The organism is Streptomyces sp. R818 (genome assembly GCF_056172735.1).
Genome location: NZ_JAOCNE010000002.1, coordinates 287,391 through 307,891 on the forward strand (window position 1 = coordinate 287,391; position 20,501 = coordinate 307,891).

The 20,501-nt window shown below is 71.9% G+C and carries 21 protein-coding genes, 2 pseudogenes and 1 riboswitch; of the genes and pseudogenes, 12 read left to right on the forward strand and 11 right to left on the reverse strand.

The window, feature by feature from the left end; all coding sequences use genetic code 11:
* Together N5I75_RS04120 and aztB are read right to left on the reverse strand one after the other, a co-directional pair.
* Positions 1-522, reverse strand: a pseudogene (locus N5I75_RS04120) (hypothetical protein); the annotation flags it as partial.
* Between the two features lie 23 nt (positions 523-545).
* Positions 546-1,430, reverse strand: coding sequence for a zinc ABC transporter permease AztB (gene aztB, locus N5I75_RS04125; protein WP_476674367.1), 885 nt, complete (start codon positions 1,428-1,430; stop codon positions 546-548).
* Positions 1,431-1,445: 15 nt separating this feature from the next.
* Here aztB and aztA point away from each other — a divergent pair, with 15 nt between their 5' ends.
* From aztA to N5I75_RS04140, 3 genes are all read left to right on the forward strand, one after another.
* Positions 1,446-2,201 (forward strand): zinc ABC transporter ATP-binding protein AztA, encoded by a 756-nt coding sequence (gene aztA, locus N5I75_RS04130; RefSeq protein ID WP_476674369.1) that lies wholly within the window; start codon positions 1,446-1,448, stop codon positions 2,199-2,201.
* Positions 2,202-2,280: 79 nt separating this feature from the next.
* Positions 2,281-3,093, forward strand: coding sequence for a hypothetical protein (locus N5I75_RS04135; RefSeq protein WP_476674371.1), 813 nt, complete (start codon positions 2,281-2,283; stop codon positions 3,091-3,093).
* A gap of 48 nt (positions 3,094-3,141) precedes the next feature.
* A complete protein-coding gene (locus tag N5I75_RS04140) occupies positions 3,142-4,125 on the forward strand; it encodes an alpha/beta fold hydrolase (protein ID WP_476674373.1) in 984 nt (327 codons plus the stop codon).
* Here N5I75_RS04140 and N5I75_RS04145 read toward each other — a convergent pair.
* On the reverse strand, positions 4,100-4,795 hold the full coding sequence (locus N5I75_RS04145; RefSeq protein ID WP_476674375.1) for a dienelactone hydrolase family protein: 696 nt from the start codon (positions 4,793-4,795) through the stop codon (positions 4,100-4,102). The two genes, N5I75_RS04140 and N5I75_RS04145, sit on opposite strands and share 26 nt — an antisense overlap.
* 66 nt (positions 4,796-4,861) lie before the next feature.
* Here N5I75_RS04145 and N5I75_RS04150 point away from each other — a divergent pair, with 66 nt between their 5' ends.
* The 4 genes from N5I75_RS04150 (at position 4,862) to N5I75_RS04165 (ending at position 9,073) form a co-directional block, all read left to right on the forward strand.
* A complete protein-coding gene (locus tag N5I75_RS04150) occupies positions 4,862-5,446 on the forward strand; it encodes a TetR/AcrR family transcriptional regulator (RefSeq protein ID WP_476674377.1) in 585 nt (194 codons plus the stop codon).
* Between the two features lie 153 nt (positions 5,447-5,599).
* Positions 5,600-6,949, forward strand: a complete 1,350-nt coding sequence (locus N5I75_RS04155) for an MFS transporter (protein ID WP_476674379.1) — start codon at positions 5,600-5,602, stop codon at positions 6,947-6,949.
* A gap of 82 nt (positions 6,950-7,031) precedes the next feature.
* The gene (locus N5I75_RS04160; protein WP_476674381.1) at positions 7,032-7,790 is read left to right on the forward strand and encodes an SDR family NAD(P)-dependent oxidoreductase; all 759 of its coding nucleotides are present in this window, start codon (positions 7,032-7,034) and stop codon (positions 7,788-7,790) included.
* A 56-nt stretch (positions 7,791-7,846) separates the two neighbouring features.
* Positions 7,847-9,073 carry a cytochrome P450 family protein gene (locus N5I75_RS04165; RefSeq protein ID WP_476674383.1) on the forward strand — a complete coding sequence of 409 codons (1,227 nt, stop codon included), beginning with the start codon at positions 7,847-7,849 and terminating at the stop codon, positions 9,071-9,073.
* A 113-nt stretch (positions 9,074-9,186) separates the two neighbouring features.
* Here N5I75_RS04165 and N5I75_RS04170 read toward each other — a convergent pair whose 3' ends face one another.
* Entirely contained in the window at positions 9,187-9,474 is a 288-nt protein-coding gene (locus N5I75_RS04170) for a hypothetical protein (RefSeq protein ID WP_476674385.1), read from the reverse strand.
* 237 nt (positions 9,475-9,711) lie between these two features.
* Here N5I75_RS04170 and N5I75_RS04175 point away from each other — a divergent pair, with 237 nt between their 5' ends.
* Positions 9,712-10,671, forward strand: coding sequence for a helix-turn-helix domain-containing protein (locus N5I75_RS04175; protein ID WP_476674387.1), 960 nt, complete (start codon positions 9,712-9,714; stop codon positions 10,669-10,671).
* Between the two features lie 33 nt (positions 10,672-10,704).
* Here N5I75_RS04175 and N5I75_RS04180 read toward each other — a convergent pair whose 3' ends face one another.
* The 6 genes from N5I75_RS04180 to N5I75_RS04205 form a co-directional block, all read right to left on the reverse strand.
* Positions 10,705-11,151 carry an alpha/beta hydrolase domain-containing protein gene (locus N5I75_RS04180; protein WP_476674389.1) on the reverse strand — a complete coding sequence of 149 codons (447 nt, stop codon included), beginning with the start codon at positions 11,149-11,151 and terminating at the stop codon, positions 10,705-10,707.
* On the reverse strand, positions 11,148-12,221 hold the full coding sequence (locus tag N5I75_RS04185) for an alpha/beta hydrolase domain-containing protein (protein ID WP_476674391.1): 1,074 nt from the start codon (positions 12,219-12,221) through the stop codon (positions 11,148-11,150). The genes N5I75_RS04180 and N5I75_RS04185 overlap by 4 nt, the downstream gene beginning before the upstream one ends.
* Positions 12,222-12,328: 107 nt before the next feature.
* Complete coding sequence (locus N5I75_RS04190) at positions 12,329-13,339, reverse strand: ABC transporter substrate-binding protein (RefSeq protein ID WP_476674750.1); 1,011 nt, start codon at positions 13,337-13,339, stop codon at positions 12,329-12,331.
* 26 nt (positions 13,340-13,365) lie between these two features.
* Positions 13,366-14,127 carry an ABC transporter ATP-binding protein gene (locus tag N5I75_RS04195; protein ID WP_476674393.1) on the reverse strand — a complete coding sequence of 254 codons (762 nt, stop codon included), beginning with the start codon at positions 14,125-14,127 and terminating at the stop codon, positions 13,366-13,368.
* A gap of 86 nt (positions 14,128-14,213) precedes the next feature.
* On the reverse strand, positions 14,214-15,302 hold the full coding sequence (locus N5I75_RS04200) for a FecCD family ABC transporter permease (protein WP_476674395.1): 1,089 nt from the start codon (positions 15,300-15,302) through the stop codon (positions 14,214-14,216).
* Positions 15,303-15,406: 104 nt separating this feature from the next.
* A riboswitch (cobalamin riboswitch) is annotated at positions 15,407-15,535 on the reverse strand.
* A gap of 125 nt (positions 15,536-15,660) precedes the next feature.
* Positions 15,661-16,533, reverse strand: a complete 873-nt coding sequence (locus tag N5I75_RS04205) for an endonuclease/exonuclease/phosphatase family protein (protein ID WP_476674397.1) — start codon at positions 16,531-16,533, stop codon at positions 15,661-15,663.
* Between the two features lie 147 nt (positions 16,534-16,680).
* Here N5I75_RS04205 and N5I75_RS04210 point away from each other — a divergent pair, with 147 nt between their 5' ends.
* Positions 16,681-17,166 (forward strand): nucleoside deaminase, encoded by a 486-nt coding sequence (locus N5I75_RS04210; RefSeq protein WP_476674399.1) that lies wholly within the window; start codon positions 16,681-16,683, stop codon positions 17,164-17,166.
* A gap of 130 nt (positions 17,167-17,296) precedes the next feature.
* Here the strand turns inward: N5I75_RS04210 and N5I75_RS04215 are convergent, their stop codons facing one another.
* Positions 17,297-18,130, reverse strand: coding sequence for a PIG-L family deacetylase (locus N5I75_RS04215; RefSeq protein WP_476674401.1), 834 nt, complete (start codon positions 18,128-18,130; stop codon positions 17,297-17,299).
* A gap of 355 nt (positions 18,131-18,485) precedes the next feature.
* Between N5I75_RS04215 and N5I75_RS04220 the strand changes: the two genes are divergently transcribed.
* From N5I75_RS04220 to N5I75_RS04230, 3 genes and pseudogenes are all read left to right on the forward strand, one after another.
* Positions 18,486-18,857, forward strand: a complete 372-nt coding sequence (locus N5I75_RS04220) for a hypothetical protein (protein ID WP_476674403.1) — start codon at positions 18,486-18,488, stop codon at positions 18,855-18,857.
* A 107-nt stretch (positions 18,858-18,964) separates the two neighbouring features.
* On the forward strand, positions 18,965-19,378 hold the full coding sequence (locus N5I75_RS04225; protein ID WP_476674405.1) for an ankyrin repeat domain-containing protein: 414 nt from the start codon (positions 18,965-18,967) through the stop codon (positions 19,376-19,378).
* A gap of 152 nt (positions 19,379-19,530) precedes the next feature.
* A pseudogene (locus N5I75_RS04230) lies at positions 19,531-20,501 on the forward strand (hypothetical protein); the annotation flags it as partial.

Sequence of the window (20,501 nt, forward strand, 5' to 3'; positions counted from 1 at the left end):
TGATGGTGCCCTGGTCGAGCGCGGTGCGGTCGTAGAGGACGGCGCGTCCGTCCTCGCCGGTGGCCGCTGTCACGGCGGCGTCGCTGCGCACCTCCGCGGCGGCCTTGCCGGGGAGTTCGCCGATGTCACGTATCGCGGCACGGTAGTAGTGGACGTGGTCCCGTGGTCGACCAGCCAGGACCCGCTGTCGAGCACGTGTGTCGCCCGCGACGTGTGCAGGTAGCCGAAGCGTCCGTCGGTGCCGAGCCGCAGAGCGCCCTTGGTGCGCTCGGTACGGGTCACCTTGCCGGTGATGAGGTCGAGGACGCGGGTCTCCCCGCTGCCGGGATCGTTCAGCAGAAGACGGGCCTGCTGCTCGGCGGCCTCCTTCGCGCCTTCCACGTAGCCGTGCGGGCGGGGTGTCGCGGTGCCGGCGGCAGGCCGGGAGTCATCGCCGTCACCGGTATCGCCCCCGGCACCGCAACCGGTGACGAGCAGGGCGGCGAGGGTCAGCGCGGTCGAGGCCCTGAGGGCGCGGGTCAGCGTCGTGTGTGGGGTTCCGACGGTCAAGAAGATCGCCTCGGATTTCGTTCGGTCATAGTCGGGTACGGGGTGGCGTCGGTGGTCGGGCGCGGGCGGCGGTGTCGTAGGCCCGAGGCGACGTGGGAGAGGAAGAACAGGCTCACGGCGAGGGCCGAGACCGTTGCCCCGGCGGCGGTGCCGAGGTGCCAGGACAGGAGCAGGCCGCCGAACGTGGCGGCGACCCCGGTCAGTGCCGCGAGCCCCATGACGCCGTGCACGCTGCGCGCCCAGGGGAGGGCAGCGGCGGGCGGGGCGATGAGCAGGCCGAGGACCAGCAGCGTTCCGACGATGTGGAACGACGCGACGATCGCCAGGCCGAGCAGGGCGAGCAGCACGGCGTGCGCGAGGCGCGGCCGCAACCCGAGGGTGCGCGCCTTGCGCGGGTCGAACGCCAAGGCCAGGAAGGCCCGGTGGCCCAGGACCGACACCGCGAGGGCCGCGAGGAGCGCCCCGGCCAGCAGCATCAGGTCCTGCTCGCGGACCGCGAGTACGTCCCCGAACAGGAACCCGGTCAGGTCCACGGCGAACGACTGCGACCGCGACACGATGATCACGCCGAGCGAGAGCATGCCGACGAACAGCAGCCCGATCCCGGTGTCCTGGGACAGCCTCGGCGCCCGCCCGAGCGCCGTGACCCCGGCCGTCATGACGGCGGCGCTCGCCACCGCCCCGATCAGCAGGTTCCCGCCGGACAGCGCGGCCAGTGCCACACCGGGCAGCAGCCCATGGCTCATGGCGTCCCCGAGGAAGGCCATGCCTCTGAGCACCACCCAGGTGCCGGCCAGTGCGCAGATCGCGGACACGAGGATTCCGCCCCACAGGGCGCGCTGCACAAATGTCACTTCGAAAGGGGTCGTCAACCAGTCCACGGCGAGGACACTACAATGAAAATCATGTTCAACAAACCGGCTGTTCCGTCCGCCCCGCCCTCTTCGCCGCCCTCCTCCCGCCCGCGCATCCATGTCGCCGACCTGTGTGCGGGTTACCCGGGCCGCCCGGTGCTCCACGAACTCGACGCGCACATACCGGAGTTGGCGACCACCGCTCTCGTCGGTCCGAACGGCAGCGGCAAGTCGACGCTGCTCGGCGTCCTGGCCGGTGTGATCCGGCCGACATCAGGAACGGTCCGGCACCAGGACGGACGACCGGCGCCCGCTTTCGTGCCGCAACGCGCGGCCGTCGCCGACGCCTTGCCGCTCACCGTGCGGCAGACGGTCGAGATGGGCCGCTGGGCCGAGCGCGGCCCCTGGCGCCGCCTGACCCGAGCCGACCGCGCCACGGTGGACGCCGCCCTCGGCCGACTCGGCATCGGCGACCTGGCCCCACGCCAACTGGGCGAACTCTCCGGCGGCCAGCGCCAACGCGCCCTCATCGCCCAGGGCTTGGCCCAGGGATCGGACCTCCTGCTCCTCGACGAACCGACGACGGGCCTTGACCCCCAGGCCAGAGAGCTGATCGGAACACTCCTGACCGACCTCGTCGCCGACGGCGTCACCATCGTCCAGGCCACCCACGACCTGGCGTCCGCCCGCCTGGCCGACACCTGCCTCCTCCTCCACGACGGCCACCTCGCGGCGGCGGGCCACCCCGAGGAGGTCCTCACGGACGCGGCACTGGCCCTTATCTGGCAGCCGGTCTGAACGGGGCTACCGACCTTCGGTGGAGTGGAGGAGCATGGCGAGGGGGCCGCCGGGGCTTTCCAATGGACCTTGAGCCGTCTTGGCGGTGATCGCGATGTCCGAGTCGTACGGCGAAACGCGACCTGCGGGAGATCCGGCGAAGCAACGGCTGCGTCAGTACCGACACAGGTTGTGGATCACTTTCGGTGTCCTTGGCGCGGCCGCCGGCATCGGATTCGGTTTCACCTGGAATGCGAAAAAGGACACGTCACTTTTCGTGCTGCATGCAACTCTGCTGGAGGTCATGCTTGTAGTGCTCGGTGGCGCTGTGCTGACCTATCTCGTCTCCGCCTACCAAGAGCGCCAGGAACGAGTCGGCAGGGAGCATGCCCGACATCGTGACAAGGCAGCGCACGAGCGAGAGGTTCTCGACTCCCTGCTGCAACGGGCGACCGCTGCTCACAACGGCGTCGTGCAGGCCAGGCGCCTTCTCGCCGCGCGGGCCCTCGGCCGGAAAAAAGGGGGTGGGGAGACCGTCGTCTTCGTCGCCGAGTACGACGCTCAAATGGTGGCGATCAGTGGCCTCCAGCTCGAATTTGCGACGTTCGCCCGCATGGTGCGCACGCGGGACGATCTGTTCAAGCAGGCCGGGACCCTGCAGAAGCTGTTCAGCGATCTGGCCGAGGGCTTGCAGAGAGTTGTCACCGAGTACGAGGACGCACGTCCGAAGTTCGTAGGCGACCAACGTCTGACGATGAGTGTGTTCCCCGCACTGACGAAGTTTGTGAGGAAAAGCGACTCCGCCTTCCTGGAGACGTTCGAGAAGGTGGAGTACATCCTCCGCGCGGACATCGGCGCGACATTTGCCGGTTCGGCAACCGAGGTCGCGAAGACCCCCGTCCCCACCGCATGATCGGCACACAGGCAGGCCCCGCCGCCCCACGTGAGCCGAGGAGTGACCATGTCGCCGCGCACGACGTCCGCCGACCTTCACCACCGCACCGTCGAGGCCCCGGCAGGGCGCCTGCATCTGGTCGAGCAGGGCAGTGGGCCGCTCGTGCTGCTCGTGCACGGGTTTCCCGAGTCCTGGTACTCGTGGCGGCACCAGCTTCCGGCCCTCGCCGCGGCTGGGTACCGGGCCGTGGCGATCGACGTGCGCGGATACGGGCGGTCGTCCAGGCCGGAGGCGGCGCACGCGTACCGCATGGTCGAGCTCGTGGAGGACAACGTCGCCGCGGTGCGCGCCCTCGGTGCGGAGTCCGCGGTGATCGTCGGGCACGACTGGGGCGCGAACATCGCAGCGGCCTCCGCGCTGCTCCACCCCGAGGTGTTCAGCGCGGTGGGGCTGCTGAGCGTTCCCTACGCGCCTCCGGGCGGCCCGCGCCCCACGGAGGTCTTCGCCCGGATGGGAGGGGACCAGGAGTTCTACGTCTCGTACTTCCAGGAGCCGGGCCGGGCGGAGGCGGAGATGGAGCCCGATGTGCGGGGCTGGCTCGCGGGCTTCTACGCGGCACTGTCGGCCGACACGATGCCCGGCCCCGACCAGCCCGATCCGCACTTCGTCGCCCGCGACGGCGGACGGCTCCGCGATCGTTTCCCGGCCGGCCGCCTGCCCGCATGGCTGAGCGAGGACGATCTCGACGTGTACGCGGGGGAGTTCGAGCGCACCGGCATGACCGGCGCGCTCAACCGCTACCGCTCGATGGACCGCGACTGGGAGGACCTCGCCCAGTACACCGGCGCCCCGGTCGAGCAGCCGTCCCTCTTCATCGGCGGCGCCCTCGACGCCTCCACGACCTGGATGGCCGACGCGATCGACGCCTATCCCACCACCCTCCCCGGCCTGGTCTCCTCGCACCTCCTGGACGGGTGCGGCCACTGGATCCAGCAGGAACGCCCCGACGAGGTCAACCGGCTCCTCACCGACTGGCTCGGCTCGCTGTGAGGCCCCGGCCCAGCAAGGGCAGCAGCCGCTCCCAGTGACGTCGCAGCCCGGAGGCGCTGAACGTGTCCGTGTCCGACATCGTGAACCCGTGGACGGTGCCGGGATAGATCTCGGAGGTGTGCTCGACACCTGCCGCGTCCAACACGTGGTTGAGCTCGGCGAGCGCCTCAGGTGTGAGGTCTCCCTCGGCGTGCCCGAAGTGGACCTGCGCCTTGAGCCGTGCGAGCAGTTCCGGCCCGTCGGCGTGCACGGGCGCGTGAAACGCGGCCACGGCGGCCACCCGTCCGGCGTGTGCCGCGGCGGTCCGCACCGCCAGAAGGCCGCCGAAACAGTAGCCGGTCATCGCGACCGGCCCGGCCGCGACCTCAGGCCGGGCGGTCAGGAAGTCGAGGTAGGCAGCGGCGTCGGTCAGGGCGCGTTCGCGGGTGTGCGCCTCGATCAATGGCATCAGCCGAACCATGACGTGGTCGCGGGCGTCCGCACCGATGTGCGCGGGCAGTTCGACGACCGGGGCCGGACCGTGCCGGTAGAAGCTGTTGGGGACGAGTACGTAGTACCCGTGACCGGCCAGCTCGCAGGCCATGTCACGCAGGACGGGCCGGATGCCGAAACCGTCCGGGTACATCAGCACGCCGGGGCGGCGCCCGCCCCCGTCAAGAAAGCGGGCCATGGAGTCAACTGCTGCACGTAACGCCATACTTGACCGATCGTTCTCGATACTCTTAGTGTTCTCGTCGTGGCCAGGACCAAGGAATTCGATCCGGACGCCGCGCTGCAGTCGGCTCTCGAGCTGTTCTGGCGCCGCGGCTACGAAGCGACGTCGGTGGCGGACCTCGTCGAGCATCTCGGCATCGGGCGCGCCAGCCTCTACGCGACCTTCGGCACCAAACGCGAGCTGTACCTGAAGGCACTGGACCGGTACGTCGAGTCGCGCGACCCGCTGCTGCTCGCCGAGTTGTCCCAGCCTGGCCCGGCGCTGCCCGCGGTCCGGGCGGTGGTGCGCCGCTTCGCGGCGGAGGCGGCCTCGCCCGACAAGCGGCAGAGCGGCTGCTTCGTCACCAACACCGCCGCCGAACTCGCCCCGCACGACCCCGCCGCCGCGCGCAAGGTCGAGCTCAGCTGGGAGCACATCGAGACGCCGCTGCACTCCGCGCTCGTACGGGCGCAGGCGCAGGGGGAGTTGGCGCGGGACCGCGATCCGCGGGCGCTGGCCCGGATGTTGCTCGTTCTGCTGCAGGGCGTGCGCGTCGTCGGCAAGGCGTCGGACGACCCCGCCCGCGTGCGGGACGCGGCCGAGCAGGCGCTGACGCTCCTCGACTGAGGCGACCGTGGGGCGGCGGCAGGCCGTTCGGCTTCCCTTCGCGCGTAACCCCATGACTGCATGAACTGCTCAATCTCATGACTGCATGAACTGCATGAACTGCATGGCTGCGTGACTCGATAATGGACTGAACGGTCAAAAACAGGGGGACGTATGGCCATCGCCGAGAACGCACAAGTCGCCACCGCACACCCCCGCTCCGCCTTCGTCCTCCTCGGCAGCGTCCAAGCCGCGCTCATCTTCACGCTCGCCGCGATCGTCGTACCGCTTCCTCACATCGGACGCGAACTCGGCCTGCAACGCGACGACTTGCTGCTCCTCAGTGCCGCCTACGGACTGCCCTTCGCGGGCCTCCTGCTCTTCGGCGGGCGTCTCGCCGACCGGTACGGCGGGCGGCGCGTCCTCACCGCCGGACTGGTCCTCTTCGCCGCCGCCTCGGCCGCCGCCCCGTTCGCCTACGGCATCGGCACCCTGCTCACCGCGCGCTTCGCGCAGGGCGCGGGCGCCGCCCTAGTCGCCCCGGCCGCCATGGCCGTCCTGCGCGCCGTCTTCGGCTCTCCCGCCGCGTACGGCAAGGCCATGGCCACGTGGGGCGGGCTCTCGGTGCTCGGGGCGACCGCGGGCAACCTGCTGTCCGGGGTCATCACGGCGGCACTGTCCTGGCGCTGGACCTTCGCCGTGCCCCTCGTGGTGGCGCTCGCGGCCCTCGCTCTCGCACCCCGGCTGCTGCCGGACACCGTGCCCGACCGCGGCAGGACGCTCGACCTGCCGGGCGCGCTGCTCGCCACCGCCGGCATCACCCTCGCCAGCTACGGGCTCGTCGTCACCGACGACCGCCCGTGGTCCTCGGCGGGTGTGCTCGCGCCGCTGCTCGGCGGGACCGCGCTGCTCGGAGCGTTCTGGTACGCCGAACGGCACACCCGCGACCCGCTGTTGCCGCCCCGCTTCCTGCTCGTACGGCGGCGGGCCCTCGCGCTCGCGGCCATCGCGCTCAGCGCCTGCGCGACCGCGCTGACCTTCGTGGTGCTCTCCCTCCACCTGCAAGAGGCGCGCGGCTGGTCGGAGTTGCGCATCTCGGCCGTCTTCGTGCCCTTCGCCGTCGCGCTGCTCGTCTCGGGCCGCGTGGCAGGACCACTCATCGGCCGGTACGGGGCCGGGGTCGTCACCGCCGCCGGACTGGGCGCGGGCGCGGCGGGGCTCGTCCTCCTGGCGTGCACCGGGCTCGACGCGCAGACGCCGTACGCGTACGCGCTGCTGCCGGGCCTGGTGCTGCTGCCGGCCGGGGCCGCCGCCTCCTTCGCGGGGGCCGCGGTGCTCGCGAGCGAGGACGTGCCGCCGCGGGAGTCGGGGCTCGCGGGCGGTGTGCTGAACACGGCGATGGAGTGCGGGCCGACCGTCCTCTTCGCCGTACTGCTCTCGCTCGGCGACGACACGTCGTCCCTCGCCGCGACGGGAGCGGCTCTCGCCGCCGCGGCCGTCCTCATCCACCGCGCCGATCACTGACCCACCCAGCCTCTGACCCACCCAGCCTCTGAATCACCCGACCTCACAACAACCACCGCACACACGTACAGGAGTCAAGGCCATGAATCGCTTTGTCGGCAAGAACGTTCTCGTCACCGGTGCCGGGTCCGGGCTCGGCCGGGCCATCGCGCTCGCCTTCGCCGCCGAGGGCGCGAACGTCGTCGCGGCGGGACGCACCGCCGCCTCCCTCGACGGGACGGTCGGGCTTATCGAGGCGGACGGCGGTACGGCCGTCGCCGTCACCGCCGATCTCACCGACTCCGGTCAGTTGCGTCGCCTCGTCGGCCGGGGCGTCGAGCGCTTCGGCGGGCTCGACATCGCGGTGAACAACGCGGGCATCCTGCGCGGCTCCGGGCTCGTCGGTGACGTGAGCGAGGAGGACTGGGAGGCGGTGCTGCGGACCAACGTCACCGGCGTATGGCTGGCCATGAAGCACGAGATCGCGCACATGAAGGACAACGGCGGCGGCGTCATCGTCAACATCGCCTCCAACCTCGGCGCGCACCGGCGCATCCCGAACGCCGCCGCGTACATCACCTCGAAGGCGGCGGTCTCCGCGCTGACCAGGGCCGCCGCTCTCGACCACATCCACCAGGGCGTCCGGATCAACGCCGTCTCCCCGGGGGCCGCCGCCGCGCCCATGTCGCTGCGGCCCGGCGAGACGGAGGCCGACCGCGCCGAGCGGATGAAGACGGAGAACCCGCTCGGCCGCGTCGCGGAGGCCGAGGAGGTGGCGGCCGCGGTGCTCTACCTCGCCTCACCCGCGGCCGGCGCGGTGGTCGGCACGGACCTGGTCGTCGACAGCGGGGCGTCCGCCTGAACCGCACCACGGGCGCGCGGACACCTCAGGTGATGGCGGACATCTAAGGTGACGGCATGGACCTCGCTGACGCGCTGATCACCGACCCGTACGGCGCCTACGAGACGTTGCGGACGTCCTCGCCGGTGCACCGGATCAGCGGCACCGACGGACAGCCCGCCTGGATCGTCACCCGCTACGAGGACGTACGGGCCGGGCTCGCGGATCCGCGGCTGTCGCTGGACAAGCGGAACGCGCTCCCGGGCAACTACCACGGGCTGCGCCTGCCGCCCGCCCTCGACGCGAACCTGCTGAACATGGACCCGCCCGACCACACACGTATCCGGCGTCTGGTCGGCAAGGCCTTCACACCGGGCCGCGTCGAGCGGCTGCGCGCGCCGATGCGTGCCATGGCGGACGGTCTCCTCGACACCCTCGGGCAGCAGGGCAGCACCGACCTGATGGCCGCCTACGCCGCGCCGCTGCCGATCTCCGTGATCTGCGAGCTGCTCGGCGTTCCCGCGGACCGGCGCGGTGACTTCCGCGGGTGGGCGCAGGCGCTGCTCGCGCCGGACCCGGACCGGCCGGAGGCGGGCAAGAAGGCGATCGGCGCCATGCTCGCCTTCCTCGTCGAGCTCATCGAGGTCAAACGCCACAGCCCGAAGGACGATCTGCTGTCCGATCTGATCGCGGCCCACGACGCGGAGGACGGCCGGCTGTCCGAGGACGAGCTCCTGAGCCTGGCCTTCCTCATCCTCGTCGCGGGGTTCGAGAACACCGTGCAGCTCATCGGCAACGCCGTCTGGGCGCTGCTTCAGCACCCCGGACAACTGGCCTCCCTGCGCAAGGACCCGACGAGGATCCCGGCCGCCGTCGAGGAGGCCGCCCGCTACGAAGGCCCCGCGCTCCTCGCGCTGCGCCGCTTCCCCACGCAGGACATGGAGATCGGGGGCGTGCCGGTCAAGGCGGGCGAGACCGTGCTGCTGTCGCTGTCGGCCGCCAACCGCGACCCCCGCCGGTTCCCGGACCCCGACCGCCTGGACGTCGGACGCGACACGGCCGGGCACCTCGCCCTCGGGCACGGCATCCACTACTGCCTCGGCGCTCCGCTGGCCCGCGCCGAGACGGAGATCGCGCTGCGCGCCCTGCTCGACCGCTTCCCGCGGCTCGAACTCGACGCGGACACCGAGGACGCCGCCCCCTGGCGGCGCTCGCTGCGCGCCCGCGGCCTGGACCGGCTGACGGTGCGCTACCAGGCCGGCCCTTCGCCCGTCATCCGTTCGGATGGAAACCCAGGCGGGTGAGAACGCGGGCGGCCGGGCGCGTACGCCACTGAGACGGTACGCGCCCGGAGCCGTACGTGTAGGAAGCCGCGGCCCGCTCCATTCCCCCCGGGCGGGCCGCGGCGGTCCGGTGGTTACTCCTGGTGGGTGTTGATGCAGCTGGCCCAGCCGTTGCCGATGGCGAGGCCGCTGTTCTCCCAGGTGCTGCGGTAGAAGTTCTTGGTCTCGCCGTCGGTGTGGTCGTAGGTGAAGCGGGCCATGCCGCCCTCGCCGTCCCAGGTCACGTACGCCTTGTAGTCGTGGCGCTCGCAATCGTTGGGGAAGGGCCAGTCCGGGTCGGCGTGGGCCGGTGCCACCGCGAGGAGGAGGGCCCCCACGGTCGCGGTGAGGGCGGTCGCGGCGTTCCTGAGTGGCTTGCGCATACGTGCTCCTTGGTCGTTCTCGGGTTGGGGTTCGTCCGGCCGTCCGGTGCCTCACGAAGAGGGCCTGCGGGGCGGGACGACTGCAGTTTGTGGCGGTCCGGAACGGCTGTGCAAGGTCGTCCCGGTTGCTTCGCGGATGTCGGGATCCCTATCGTTCCGACCTGCTGGGACATCGCCATCCCGGGACGGGGGACGGCCCGCTGAAGCACCGTCACGGACACGGGGAGGGCCACGCCGATGGCCGACGGACAGGGTGAGGGGACGGTCGCTCCGGCGCAGCGGTTGGGCGCGGCGCTGCGCGCCCTGCAGCAGCGCTCCGGGCGGACCTTGCGGTCCCTGGAGGCCGAGGTACTGATCAGTGACTCGTCGCTCTCGCGCTATCTGCGCGGCAGCACGGTTCCGCCGTGGTCCACCGTCAGGGACCTGTGCCGGGCGCTGGGCGCGGACCCGGTCGCGTACCGGACGCTGTGGGAGGCCGCCGACCGGTGTCAGAGCGCCGCCGGTCCCGAGGCGCCGCAGGTCACCGCGGTCGTACCGGTACGGGTGCGGACGTCGGGCGATCAGGAGCCACAGCAACAGCAACAGCAACGGCCACAGCAACAGCAACAGCAACGGCAACAGCAACAGCAACAGCAACGGCCTGAGCCGCCGCCCGTACGCGCCGCCCCTTGGGCCCGCTTGCGGGGACGCTGGCCCGTCACCTTCCTCGGTGTGCTCGCGGGCGGGCTGCTCGGCGCGCTCCTCACCTTGCTCCTGGCGATGCCCGACCGGGACCCTGCGCCGGAATCCGCCGGGCCCGCGGCGGTCGTCGGTCTCGGCGACCGGCCCGGCCGGTCGGAGGCGGTGCGCCCCTTCATCAACCGGGCCACCGGGCACTGCCTGGACCACAGCCTCGACCACGGCCTGCGCACCTATCCGTGCAACGGGCTCAGCTACCAGAGGTGGACGGTCCGCGCCCTGCCGCACGGCGCCTTCCAGATCCGCAACCATGCCACCGGCTCCTGCCTGAACAGCGGGGCGAACGTGCTGCGCGTCGGGGGCTGCGCCGAATCGCCGGCCGGAACATGGTCGGTCAAGGCATGGCCGGACGAGTCCGTGGGCCTGGCAAGCAAGGCGACGGGCGCCTGCGTCGAGGACGGCGCCGACGGACTGCGGCCCGCCCGCTGTGGGCGGACGGACCGGCAGAGGTGGGGATAGTCGCGGGCGCGGGTACAGGCACAGGTGTACGGGTCAGCCGCCGATGTCCGAGTTCTGTGCGGCGGTGACGATCGCTTCCGCGTCCTCCGGCAGCAAGTACCCGGCGTCGACGGACGCCTGCGCGGCCGCGCGGACCTTGGCCACGTAGCCGGCGTGGGTCGGGTAGAGGCGGCTGAGCACGGGCTCGGTCGTGGCCGGGAGGCGCGGGTCGGACGGGTCGCCCTCGTCGTGCCGGTCCCAGGCGTCGGCGTCGCCGTTCCACGGGTCGCGGGCGCCGTAGAGGCCGCAGAAGACCCCGCTGTCCGTGGTGGACCGCGACCCGGTGAGCGTACGGGTGGGCACGGTGACGTCGGGCAGCCGGACACCGCCCGTGGCCAGGCCGGTCGCCGGGTCGCGCAGGACGGTGCTCAAGTACTGGCCGCTCGGCGGTCGCGGGCCGCCGCGCGCCCAGGCGTCGAGATGGCGCAGCGCCGCGTTCATCGACCAGTGGCCGGGGCCGTCGTTGAAGGGGCGGAACCGGCGGCGCAGTCGGGTGACGGCGCCGCGGCGCCCGCCGATTTCCGCACGGTCGGGTTGCCGAGGTCGTAGGCCCACTGGTCGCCGTGCGCGGTACCGGCCAGCTCCCAGTGCACGACGCTGCCGGTGTCGGGCTGCCGGGCGGCCGCGGCGCCCGGCACATCCGTCTCGGTGAGCACGACGAACGTCGGCTCCGACAGATCGGTCCTGATCCGCGACGGGTTCGGCATCAGCAGGGTGTCGGCGAGCACGCCGCTGATCGGGGAGGCGATCGCGCTGTTGCTGTGCACCATGAAGCCGTCGTAGACCTTGGCCACCGGGTGCACGGCGTTGACGTACGTGGTCATGAACCCCGCCGACTGGGACTCGCCGTCGGCGAGGAGCGTCCTGACCGGGAGACCGCCGAGGGGGTCCGGCCCGTCCGGGGCGCGCAGCGCCTGCCCGGCCTGGCTGAAGATGTCGTAGGCGAAGGCGTCGCCGGGGTGGACGAGGCTGCCGTAGCGGGCCGGGTCCCAGCCCTTGAGCCCCTTGATCTGGCCGAGGCCGCCGTTGACGCCGACGGCCTGCGCCGAGACGCCGACCCAGGCGTAGCCCCGGCGCAGCAGCTCGTCGCGCTGGAACCAGTAGTCGGGGGAGAGGTCGAGCTGGCCGCTGACGTTGAGCCACTCCACGACCACCGTGCCGTTGAACTTCGCCGGGTCGGCGGGGCGGCGCACGAGCAGGCGGCTCTTGTAGTCGGCGGTGCCCGACGCGCGGACCTTCCACCGGCCGTCCGAGCCCCACAGGCCCGACTTGGCGTACGAGGTGGCCGTGCCCGAGAGGAAGTACTCCCGCTCGGTGTAGCCGAACGAGCCGAGGTCCTCTGCGGCGGCGAGGAACGGGAAGCCGTGGCTGCCCTCGGGCGGCAGCGTGACGGCCGGGCCCGCGGCCGCCGCGGCGGCGGACGAGGGAGCGGTGAGGAGGGCGCCGCAGAGCAGCGCCCCCAACGCGGTGGCGGTGACGGACCGCCGGGACGACCGGGCGAGTGTGCGCACGAGGTGCCTCCGTGACGTACGGGTCCCCAAGGGGCTGCGCCCGCAGTGTCGAGGCGGCCGCGGCGCGTCGGCATCGGCGATTCCACCGGTGTCCCGGGCAGCGCGGGTCAGGAACGGCCGGTGTTCTCGCGCAGGTACGCGCCGAGCCGTTCGATGGCCGACGGGTTGCGCGGGCTCTCGACGAGGTCGGCGTAGTCCAGGGTGTAGATCCGCCGGTTCTTGATCGCGGAGACGTTCCGCAGCGGGGGGTACGAGAGCAGGAACTTCCTCTTCTGCGCGGCGCTCGTCGAACCGTAGTCGTTGATGAGGACGACGTCCGGGTTCCGCTTCACGACCGTCTCCCAGCCGACCGTCGTCCACGAGTCCTTGAGATCGTGCAGCAGATTGACGCCCCCGGCCTCGCTGATGATCTGCTCCGGCGCGGCGTAGCGGCCCGAGGTGAACGGCTGGTCCTGGCCGCTGTCGTAGAGGAAGACCGAGGGCTTGTCCGCGTCGTCCGTGGGGGACTTGGCCCGTACGGTGGCGACCCGCGCCTTGTACTCCGCGACCAGTTTCCGTGCGCGCTCCTCGACGCCGAAGAGACGGCCGAGATTGTCGAGGTCCGTGTAGAGCGCGTCGAGCGGCGGCATGATCCCGCGCGAGGTGCCGGTGACGGCGTTGCGGCAGGACTCGGTGAGCAGATACGTGTCGACACCTGCCTTGTGCAGCTCGTCCGGGGTCAGCGTGTTCTCGTTGAACCCGTAGTTCCAGCCCGCGAAGACGAGGTCGGCGCGGGCGTCGAGGGCGATCTCCTTGGTGACGCGGTCCTTGCCGAGCCACTTCACCTTGTCGTACGCGTCCTTGTACGGGAGGTCGTCGGTGGCGCCCTTGTCGGCGGGCATGACGTACCCGGCCATACGGTCCTCCAGGCCGAGCGCGAACATCAGCTCGGTGATGCCGACATCGTTGGTCACCACCCGCTCGGGGCGCTGGTCGTAGGTGACCTTCTTGCCGCAGTTGGTGAGGGTCACCGCCTGCGAGGCGGCGCTCTTGGAGTCGGACGCGACGTCCGCTCCGCAGGCGGTGAGGGTGAGGGCGGCGGCGAGGCCGAGCGAGGCGGTGGAGACGAGTCTGCGCACAGGAGCCATCCAGGGAACGAGGGTTGTCAGGGGGCGAGTTGGTCGAACAGGAACTGGGTCGCGCCGGTCTCCGGGTGGCGCACCCGGTGCGCCCGTACGCCGAAGACGTCGGCGAGCAGCGCGGGGGAGAGGACCTCGTCCGGCGGACCGGAGGCGACGACCCGGCCGCCGTGCAGGACATGCAGCAGGTCGCAGTGGGCGGCGGCGAGGTTGAGGTCGTGCAGGGCGGCGAGGACGGTCGGACCGCTGAGCCGCACCCGGCGCAGCACATCGAGCTGATGGGCGATGTCGAGGTGGTTCGTGGGCTCGTCCAGGACGAGGACGCGTGGCTCCTGGGTGAGCGCGCGGGCGATCAGCACACGTTGTTTCTCGCCGCCGGAGAGCGACAGGAAGCCACGTGTCGCGAGGTGTGCCACCCCGGCCTGTTCCAGCGCGTACCGGCAGAGCTCCCGGTCGCGGGCGGCGGTGCGGTCGCGGTGCGGGAGGCGGCCCATCGCGACGACCTCGGTGACCGTGAAGTCGAAGTCCGCGGCCGACTCCTGCGGCAGCGCGGCGAGCAGCCGTGCCGCGGCCCGCGGGGCCATGCGGTGCACGTCCTCGGCGTCGACCCTGACGAGCCCGGCGTCGGGGCGGCGCGCCCGGTACACGCACCGCAACAGGGTCGACTTTCCGCTGCCGTTGGGGCCGACGAGCCCCACGAAGGTGCCGGCGGGCACGTCGAGGGTGACCTCGTCGACGAGCCGTACACCCGCCACCTCGACCGACACACCTTCGACGTCGAGCCGCACGTGTCTTCTCCCTCTGTTTTGACGAACCTTTTTGACGAACCTTTTTGACGGGCCTCTTGGACGGGCCTCTTGGGCGGGTGCTTGGCTCAGCGCCCGGCGAGCGCATGGCCGCCGCGCCGCATCAGCAGCAGGAACGCGGGCACACCCAGCGCGGCCGTCACCACGCCCACGGGCAGTTCGGTCGGCGCGAGCAGCACCCGTGACAACACGTCGGCCCACACGAGCAGCACGGCCCCGGCGAGCGGCGCGACGGCGAGGACGCGGGTGTGCGAGGCGCCGACGAGCATGCGCACGAGGTGCGGCACCATCAGACCGACGAAGCCGATGGCCCCGCTCACGGCGACGACCGTGCCGGTCACCGCCGCGGTCACGACGAACAGTTCGCGCCGCAGCCGGTCGGGCGGGACGCCGAGCGCCGCCGACGTCTCGTCGCCCATCGCGAGGGCGTCGAGCGCGCCCGCCCGCACCCTGAGCCACAGCCAGCCCGCCACCACGGTCGCGGCGGCCAGCGGCACCTTCGGCCAGGTGGCCCCGCCCAGGCTGCCGAGCAGCCACATCATGGCCGCGCGCGCCGCCTCGCCCCGTTCCGCGCTGAACACCATGACGGTCGTGACGGCCTGGAACCCGTAGGCGAGGGCGGTGCCGGTCAGGACCAGGCGCAGCGGGCTGAGTCCGAGCGGGGAGCGGGCCACCGCGTAGACGACGAGGGTCGCGGCGAGCGCGGAGAGGAAGGCGGAGAACGAGAGCGCCCAGACGCCGAGCCCGGCGAGCGCGCCGAACAGGATGACGGCGTTGGCCCCGACGGCGGCGCCGGAGGAGATGCCGAGCACGAACGGGTCGGCGAGGGCGTTGCGCACCAGCGCCTGCACGGCGACGCCGACCGAGGCGAGGCCCGCGCCGACGACGGCCGCGAGGACGACGCGCGGGAAGCGAATCTCCCACACGATGGTGTAGGCCCCGGCGTCCGCGCTGCCGAGGCTGCCGCCGCTGAGCCCGGCCCACATCAGCCGCACCACCTGCCGCCAGCTCATCCCGGTGGCGCCGAGCGCGACCCCGCACGCCAGCGAGACCACCAGGACGAGCGCGAGCGCGATGACCAGCGGGACGGTGGGCAGGTGTCCCCGGCGCGTACGGGCGACACCCGTGCGGGCAGGGGCAGCGGCGGTGCGGAGCAAAGCGGGCGCACATCCTCCGGGTCGGCGCCACGGCTGCAACGCAGGGCACCTGAAGGCCGGGAGGGCTTCGGCGGTCCCTGCTCGCAGTCCACGGCGAGCGGTCGACGGGTCGCACACCTGCCGTGGGTGATCGGACTCGCGGGCCCGCACTCGGACGGAACAGGCCACGCACACCGTTGCGGGACAGCGCCGGACTCGCACCGGCTTCCCCCACGGAAGGCAGCCGAAGCGTAGCAAGCCTGGGTCAGGGGCGGGGCGGGCGGGCGGTACTTACCAGCGTGGACGGTACTTACTGGCGTGAGCGGTACCTACTGGCGCGGGCGGTACTCACCGGCCCGGACGTTCCGGGCCGTTCGGGTCACCACGCCGGATCGATCTCCGCGTGCAGGGGATGGTGGTCCGAGTACGGGCTCGGGCGGACCTGGTGGGTGAGCGGAGCGATGCCGCGCAGGAAGATGTAGTCGAACTTGCTCTGCCAGTCGGTCGTCGGCTCGCAGGCGCCGCCGTCGGGGAACGGGCGGCACGCCGGATCGGCGTCCTCGGCCAGTCGCCACATCGGGCGGAGTTCGGAGGCGTCCGGTACGGCGTTGAAGTCGCCGAGGACGATCGTGTGGTCGTGACGGGCGACTTCGGCGGCGAGCACGCGGGCCTGGTCCGCCCGGATGTCAGGCTGCTGCCGCTCGGCGAAGTGCGTGTTGAAGACGCGGACGGACCGGCCGCCCACCTTGGTCGTGACGGCCATGTACCCGCGGTCCTCGGAGCCGCCGTCGGGGTACTCCACGTTCACGTGATCGGTCATCGCCGCCGCGGAGAGGATGGCCTGGCCGTACGCGCCGCCCTGCCACGGCAGACCGCCGCAGCGGTTCCAGTTCCGCAGGACCGACCCGTACTCGACCTCGTAGACGAGGCCGTAGAAGACCTCCAGGTAGTCGCGGATCTTCTCGACGTCACGCACACATGCCTCCTGCAGGCCGAACACCTGCGGCGCGTACGTGGCGATCTCCGCGGCCCGGCCCATGTTCTGCCCGCTCCCGCACGGGTTGCAGATGTTCCACGTCAGGACCCGGTTCGGCACGATGCCCTGGGCGGCGTCGGCGGGCAGCGGCTTGGCGATGAGGGCGCCGCTCGGTGCGCTCGGGCCGATGAGCACGATGCAGAGGGCGGCCATGGCGATCGCGAACAGACGTGTGCCGCGTCCGAGCACCATCGCCTCCTTGGAGTGGACGGACATGCGGTCACATGCCCTCACACGAGGTCTTCTCCGCACGAGGGTAGGCGACAAGGTGTCACCGGCACACGTCCGGGTCGAGCCGTTGCCGGCGGTGCGGCATGCGACGATCGACGCGATCCCGACGACGGACGAGGAGAAGGGACCGCGATGGACGCGAGCGAGTCGGCACATCTGCGCCGCTGCGTGGAGCTGGCCGCCGAGGCCCTGGAGAGCGGGGACGAGCCGTTCGGCTCCGTGCTCGTGGACGGCACGGGCGCGGTCCGCGCCGAGGACCACAACCGGGTCGCGGGCGGGGACGCCACCCGCCACCCCGAGTTCGAGCTGGCCAGGTGGGCGGCCGAGCACCTCTCCCCGGAGGAGCGGCGCGCGGCCACCGTCTACACCTCGGGCGAGCACTGCCCGATGTGCGCGGCGGCCCACGCCTGGGTCGGGCTCGGCCGCATCGTGTACGTCGCCTCCTCGGCCCAGCTGGGCCAGTGGCTGGCCGAATGGGGCCGCCCGGAGGCGCCGGTGCGCGCCCTGCCGATCCAGGAGGTCGCGCCGCACGTGACCGTCGAGGGGCCGGTCGACGAACTGGTGCCCCGCGTCAAGGAGTTGCACCGGCTGCTTGCCGAGCGGTCGTCGCGCGACTGACGACCGCACGGTCAAGTGCGGCTGCAGGCGACGACCACCGGGTCAGGTGCGGCTGCGCTCGACGACCGCGCGGTCAGATGGGCCCGTGGGCGACGACCGCGCGGCCAGAGAGGCCCGTGGGCCGGGCCGGTCAGCGCAGTCCGGCGAAGAGGTCGTTCTCGGGCAGCGGCGCGCCGGTGGTGTCCTGGACCCGTACGAACGTCTCCATGCCCATCAGCTCGCCGAACCGCTCCTTGCCCATCTTGAGGAAGAAGATGTTCTCGCCCTGGCTGGCGTGCGCGGCCAGCGAGTCGAACTTCTGCCCGCTGAACGCGGTCGTGTCCACCCACGTGGTGATCTCGTCGTCCGGCAGGCCGATCTCCGCCAGCGCCTCGGCCTCGGCGGGGTCCGGCTCCGGCATGTCCTCGCCGAACTCGCGCATGATCTCGCCGAACCGCTGCATGCCCGAGCGGGGCATCGTCGTCCAGTACACCTTGGGGGACAGGTCGGCCAGCTTCAGCGCGGCCATCGTGATGCGGTTCGCCTGGATGTGGTCGGGGTGGCCGTAGAAGCCGTTCTCGTCGTAGGTGACGACCACGTCGGGGCGGTAGTGGCGCATGAGTTCCGCGAGCCGGGCGGCGGCCTCGTCCACGGGGGTCTGCCAGAAGGCGCCCGGGGCGTCGTTGCTCGGCCAGCCCATCATCCCGGAGTCGCCGTAGTCGAGCATCTCCAGGTCGCTGATCTTGAGGACCTCGCAGCTCGCCTCGAGCTCCCGCCGGCGCAGCGCGGCGACGGCCGCCGGATCGTGGCCGGGATCGCCCGGCTTCGCCCCTCCCGGCCCGTCCCCGCACGCGCCGTCGGTACAGGTCACGAGCACCGTGCGGACGCCGTCCGCCGCATAGCGCGCCAAGACGCCACCGGTGCTGGTCGCCTCGTCGTCGGGGTGGGCGTGCACAGCCGTGAGCGTCAACGGCCGGTCAGTCATGGAACAGTCCTCCTGCGGACATACGTCTTTCGGTACGGGGGCGCGGCGGACGTACGACGGTGCCGCTGCCCCACGCGGTGCAACAGCGCGGGGCAGCCGTGCTGTTCCCGCCGGGCTTGGACGGGCGCCTCTCCGGGTTCGCGGCGGCCGGGACCGCTTCGACGTCCGCCTGCGCGGCGCCGGGCCGCAACACGTTCGCGGACCCCGGACGTGTGACACGTTGGTTGCCCGCGTGCGCAGGCGGCTCCGGCCATGTCCGCGTAGCGTCGTACCCGGCATGTCACGAATCGGCTCCCGGTTCTGTCGAAGGAGTGGGGGACCTCCCCGGATCCGTTCGCCTCTCTAGGAGTACGCCGTGAACGACGACATCGTCCGGAAGCCCGCCGCCCGCACCGGCGACCAGGCCGCCCGCGGTCTGGCCGAGATCGAGGCGTATCTGTCCCGGGAGGCCCGCCTGAGCGCCGCGCGGCAACGCGTCGCCGCCTTCATCGCGGACACGGACGGACTGACGTACGAGCAGCAGAGGGACATCGAGGAGTGGTACCTCGGGGAGCAGATATACGTGGCCCGCATGGTGACCGAGCACATCGCCGAGAGCGTCGGCGCGGTGGAGGCGGCGCACCACGTCCGGTTCGCACGGTGGCTGCGCGGCACACTGTTCGCCATGCTCGTGACGGTCGCGGTGACCTTCGTGTGCACTGCGGTCGTGGTGGGTTCGATGACCTGACGCGAGGCCCCGGGGACGGGCCCGGGGGCGGGGGCGAGACCTGACGCGAGGCCCCGGGGACGGGCCTGAGGCGGGGGCGAGGGCGGGATCGGCTAACGTCCCGCCGCATGAAGCAGCGCAAGCGGAAGAAGCTCACCCGTCGCCTCTTCCACGCGATCTGGTCCGGCGACCCGGCCGACGCGCGGGCGGTACTCCGGTCCGGGGCCGACCCGGAGTGGACGAACAGCGAAGGCACCACCTTCCTCTACAGCGCGGCCGTGCAAGGAGAGGCGGAGATCGTCCGCCTCCTCCTGGCGGCGGGCGCGGCGCCGGACGCCGAGAGCGAGGGGATCGGCGCGGACGGCACACCCCTGTGCGCCGCCGCCTGCTGGGGGCACACCGAGGTGATACGTGTGTTGTTGGCACACGGTGCGGACCCGAACCGGCGCGAGGACCACGGCACCGGCTGGACGCCCCTGCAATGGGCGCACAACGGCCCACACCCCGAGACGGCCGCGCTCCTCACCGGGGCAGGCGCGTGACAAGGCCGGGTACAAGGTCGGGTACCTCACAGAAAAAACACAGTCGGCGAGAGCAACTGCCCGTTTATGGGCGGGTTTGGTGGTCGGCGCCACGCGTCGGACGGCGCGGAAAGGACCGGCCCGAAGTCGTTCATGATCGTACGATCCTGCCCGTGAACATACGCCGCACACTCTCCCTCGCCGTGGCCACCGCCGCGATCGTCCCCGCCTTCTGCCTGACCGCCGCCCCGGCGTTCGCCGCCGCGCCCACGGCGGCCGACGAGACGGCCCGGCCGACCTACGACGAGCTGAAGAAGGCCGCCGAGGACGCGGACGCGGCGTACGACAAGGCGTCCGAGGCCAAGAAGACGGGCCTGGAGAAGCTGAGGGCGCTGCTCGACGCCCTCCAGCACGACGACACCAACCCGCTGCGCGCCGCGTACCTCGTGGCCGAGAAGGCGTACACCAAGGCCGAGGACGACCGGAAGGCGGCGGACGACGCCGTCACGGCCGCCGAGGAGAAGCTGGAGTCCGCGGCCGAGGCCGACAAGGCCGCCGCGCAGGCGGAGCTGGACACCGCCCGCACCACCGCCGAGACCGCCGCCGCCACCGAGCGGGACGCCAAGGCCGAGCGGGACAAGGCGGGCGAGGCGGTCCAGGACGCACGTGTCGCGGCGGCCCGCGACTACAGCGTGCTGGCCGACGCGGAGACGAAGGCCGCCGAGGACAAGAAGAGCGCCCACGCCGCGCTCGACGCCGCCAAGGAGTGCGTGCGCACGGACGGCCTCACCGTCCTCGCCAAGGGCCTGCCGCAGAAGATCGTCGCCGGGACGACCACCGACTTCACGGTGACCGTCGCCAACAGTACCGACCGCACCCTGACGGTCCGGCCCCTGATGCTGTTCCGCCTCGACGCCACCAACGACCGCCAGCACTTCATGACGGTCCAGTGGTCGCGCGACGGCGCGCCGTGGCAGGAGCTCGACCAGATGGAGGAGCACCCGACCACGATCGACTCGATGAAGCCCGGCTCCTCGGCCGATCTCCAGCTGCGTCTCACGCTCGTCGACAACACCCCGGCCATGAAGGCGTGGGGGCTCCTCGCGGGCGACGCCGGGGACGCGTACAACCCGTGCGTGCTCGG

What these genes read in the sequence shown, in the direction of transcription:
- N5I75_RS04180 (WP_476674389.1), bottom strand. Translation starts at nt 11,151, where the DNA reads ATGAACGCGGCGCTGCGCCATCTCGACGCCTGGGCGCGCGGCGGCCCG.
- N5I75_RS04205 (WP_476674397.1), bottom strand. Translation starts at nt 16,533, where the DNA reads ATGTCCGTCCACTCCAAGGAGGCGATGGTGCTCGGACGCGGCACACGT.
- N5I75_RS04210 (WP_476674399.1), top strand. Translation starts at nt 16,681, where the DNA reads ATGGACGCGAGCGAGTCGGCACATCTGCGCCGCTGCGTGGAGCTGGCC.
- N5I75_RS04145 (WP_476674375.1), bottom strand. Translation starts at nt 4,795, where the DNA reads ATGGCCCGCTTTCTTGACGGGGGCGGGCGCCGCCCCGGCGTGCTGATG.
- N5I75_RS04170 (WP_476674385.1), bottom strand. Translation starts at nt 9,474, where the DNA reads ATGCGCAAGCCACTCAGGAACGCCGCGACCGCCCTCACCGCGACCGTG.
- N5I75_RS04225 (WP_476674405.1), top strand. Translation starts at nt 18,965, where the DNA reads ATGAAGCAGCGCAAGCGGAAGAAGCTCACCCGTCGCCTCTTCCACGCG.
- N5I75_RS04165 (WP_476674383.1), top strand. Translation starts at nt 7,847, where the DNA reads ATGGACCTCGCTGACGCGCTGATCACCGACCCGTACGGCGCCTACGAG.
- aztA (WP_476674369.1), top strand. Translation starts at nt 1,446, where the DNA reads ATGAAAATCATGTTCAACAAACCGGCTGTTCCGTCCGCCCCGCCCTCT.
- N5I75_RS04140 (WP_476674373.1), top strand. Translation starts at nt 3,142, where the DNA reads ATGTCGCCGCGCACGACGTCCGCCGACCTTCACCACCGCACCGTCGAG.
- N5I75_RS04215 (WP_476674401.1), bottom strand. Translation starts at nt 18,130, where the DNA reads ATGACTGACCGGCCGTTGACGCTCACGGCTGTGCACGCCCACCCCGAC.
- N5I75_RS04160 (WP_476674381.1), top strand. Translation starts at nt 7,032, where the DNA reads ATGAATCGCTTTGTCGGCAAGAACGTTCTCGTCACCGGTGCCGGGTCC.
- N5I75_RS04175 (WP_476674387.1), top strand. Translation starts at nt 9,712, where the DNA reads ATGGCCGACGGACAGGGTGAGGGGACGGTCGCTCCGGCGCAGCGGTTG.
- N5I75_RS04155 (WP_476674379.1), top strand. Translation starts at nt 5,600, where the DNA reads ATGGCCATCGCCGAGAACGCACAAGTCGCCACCGCACACCCCCGCTCC.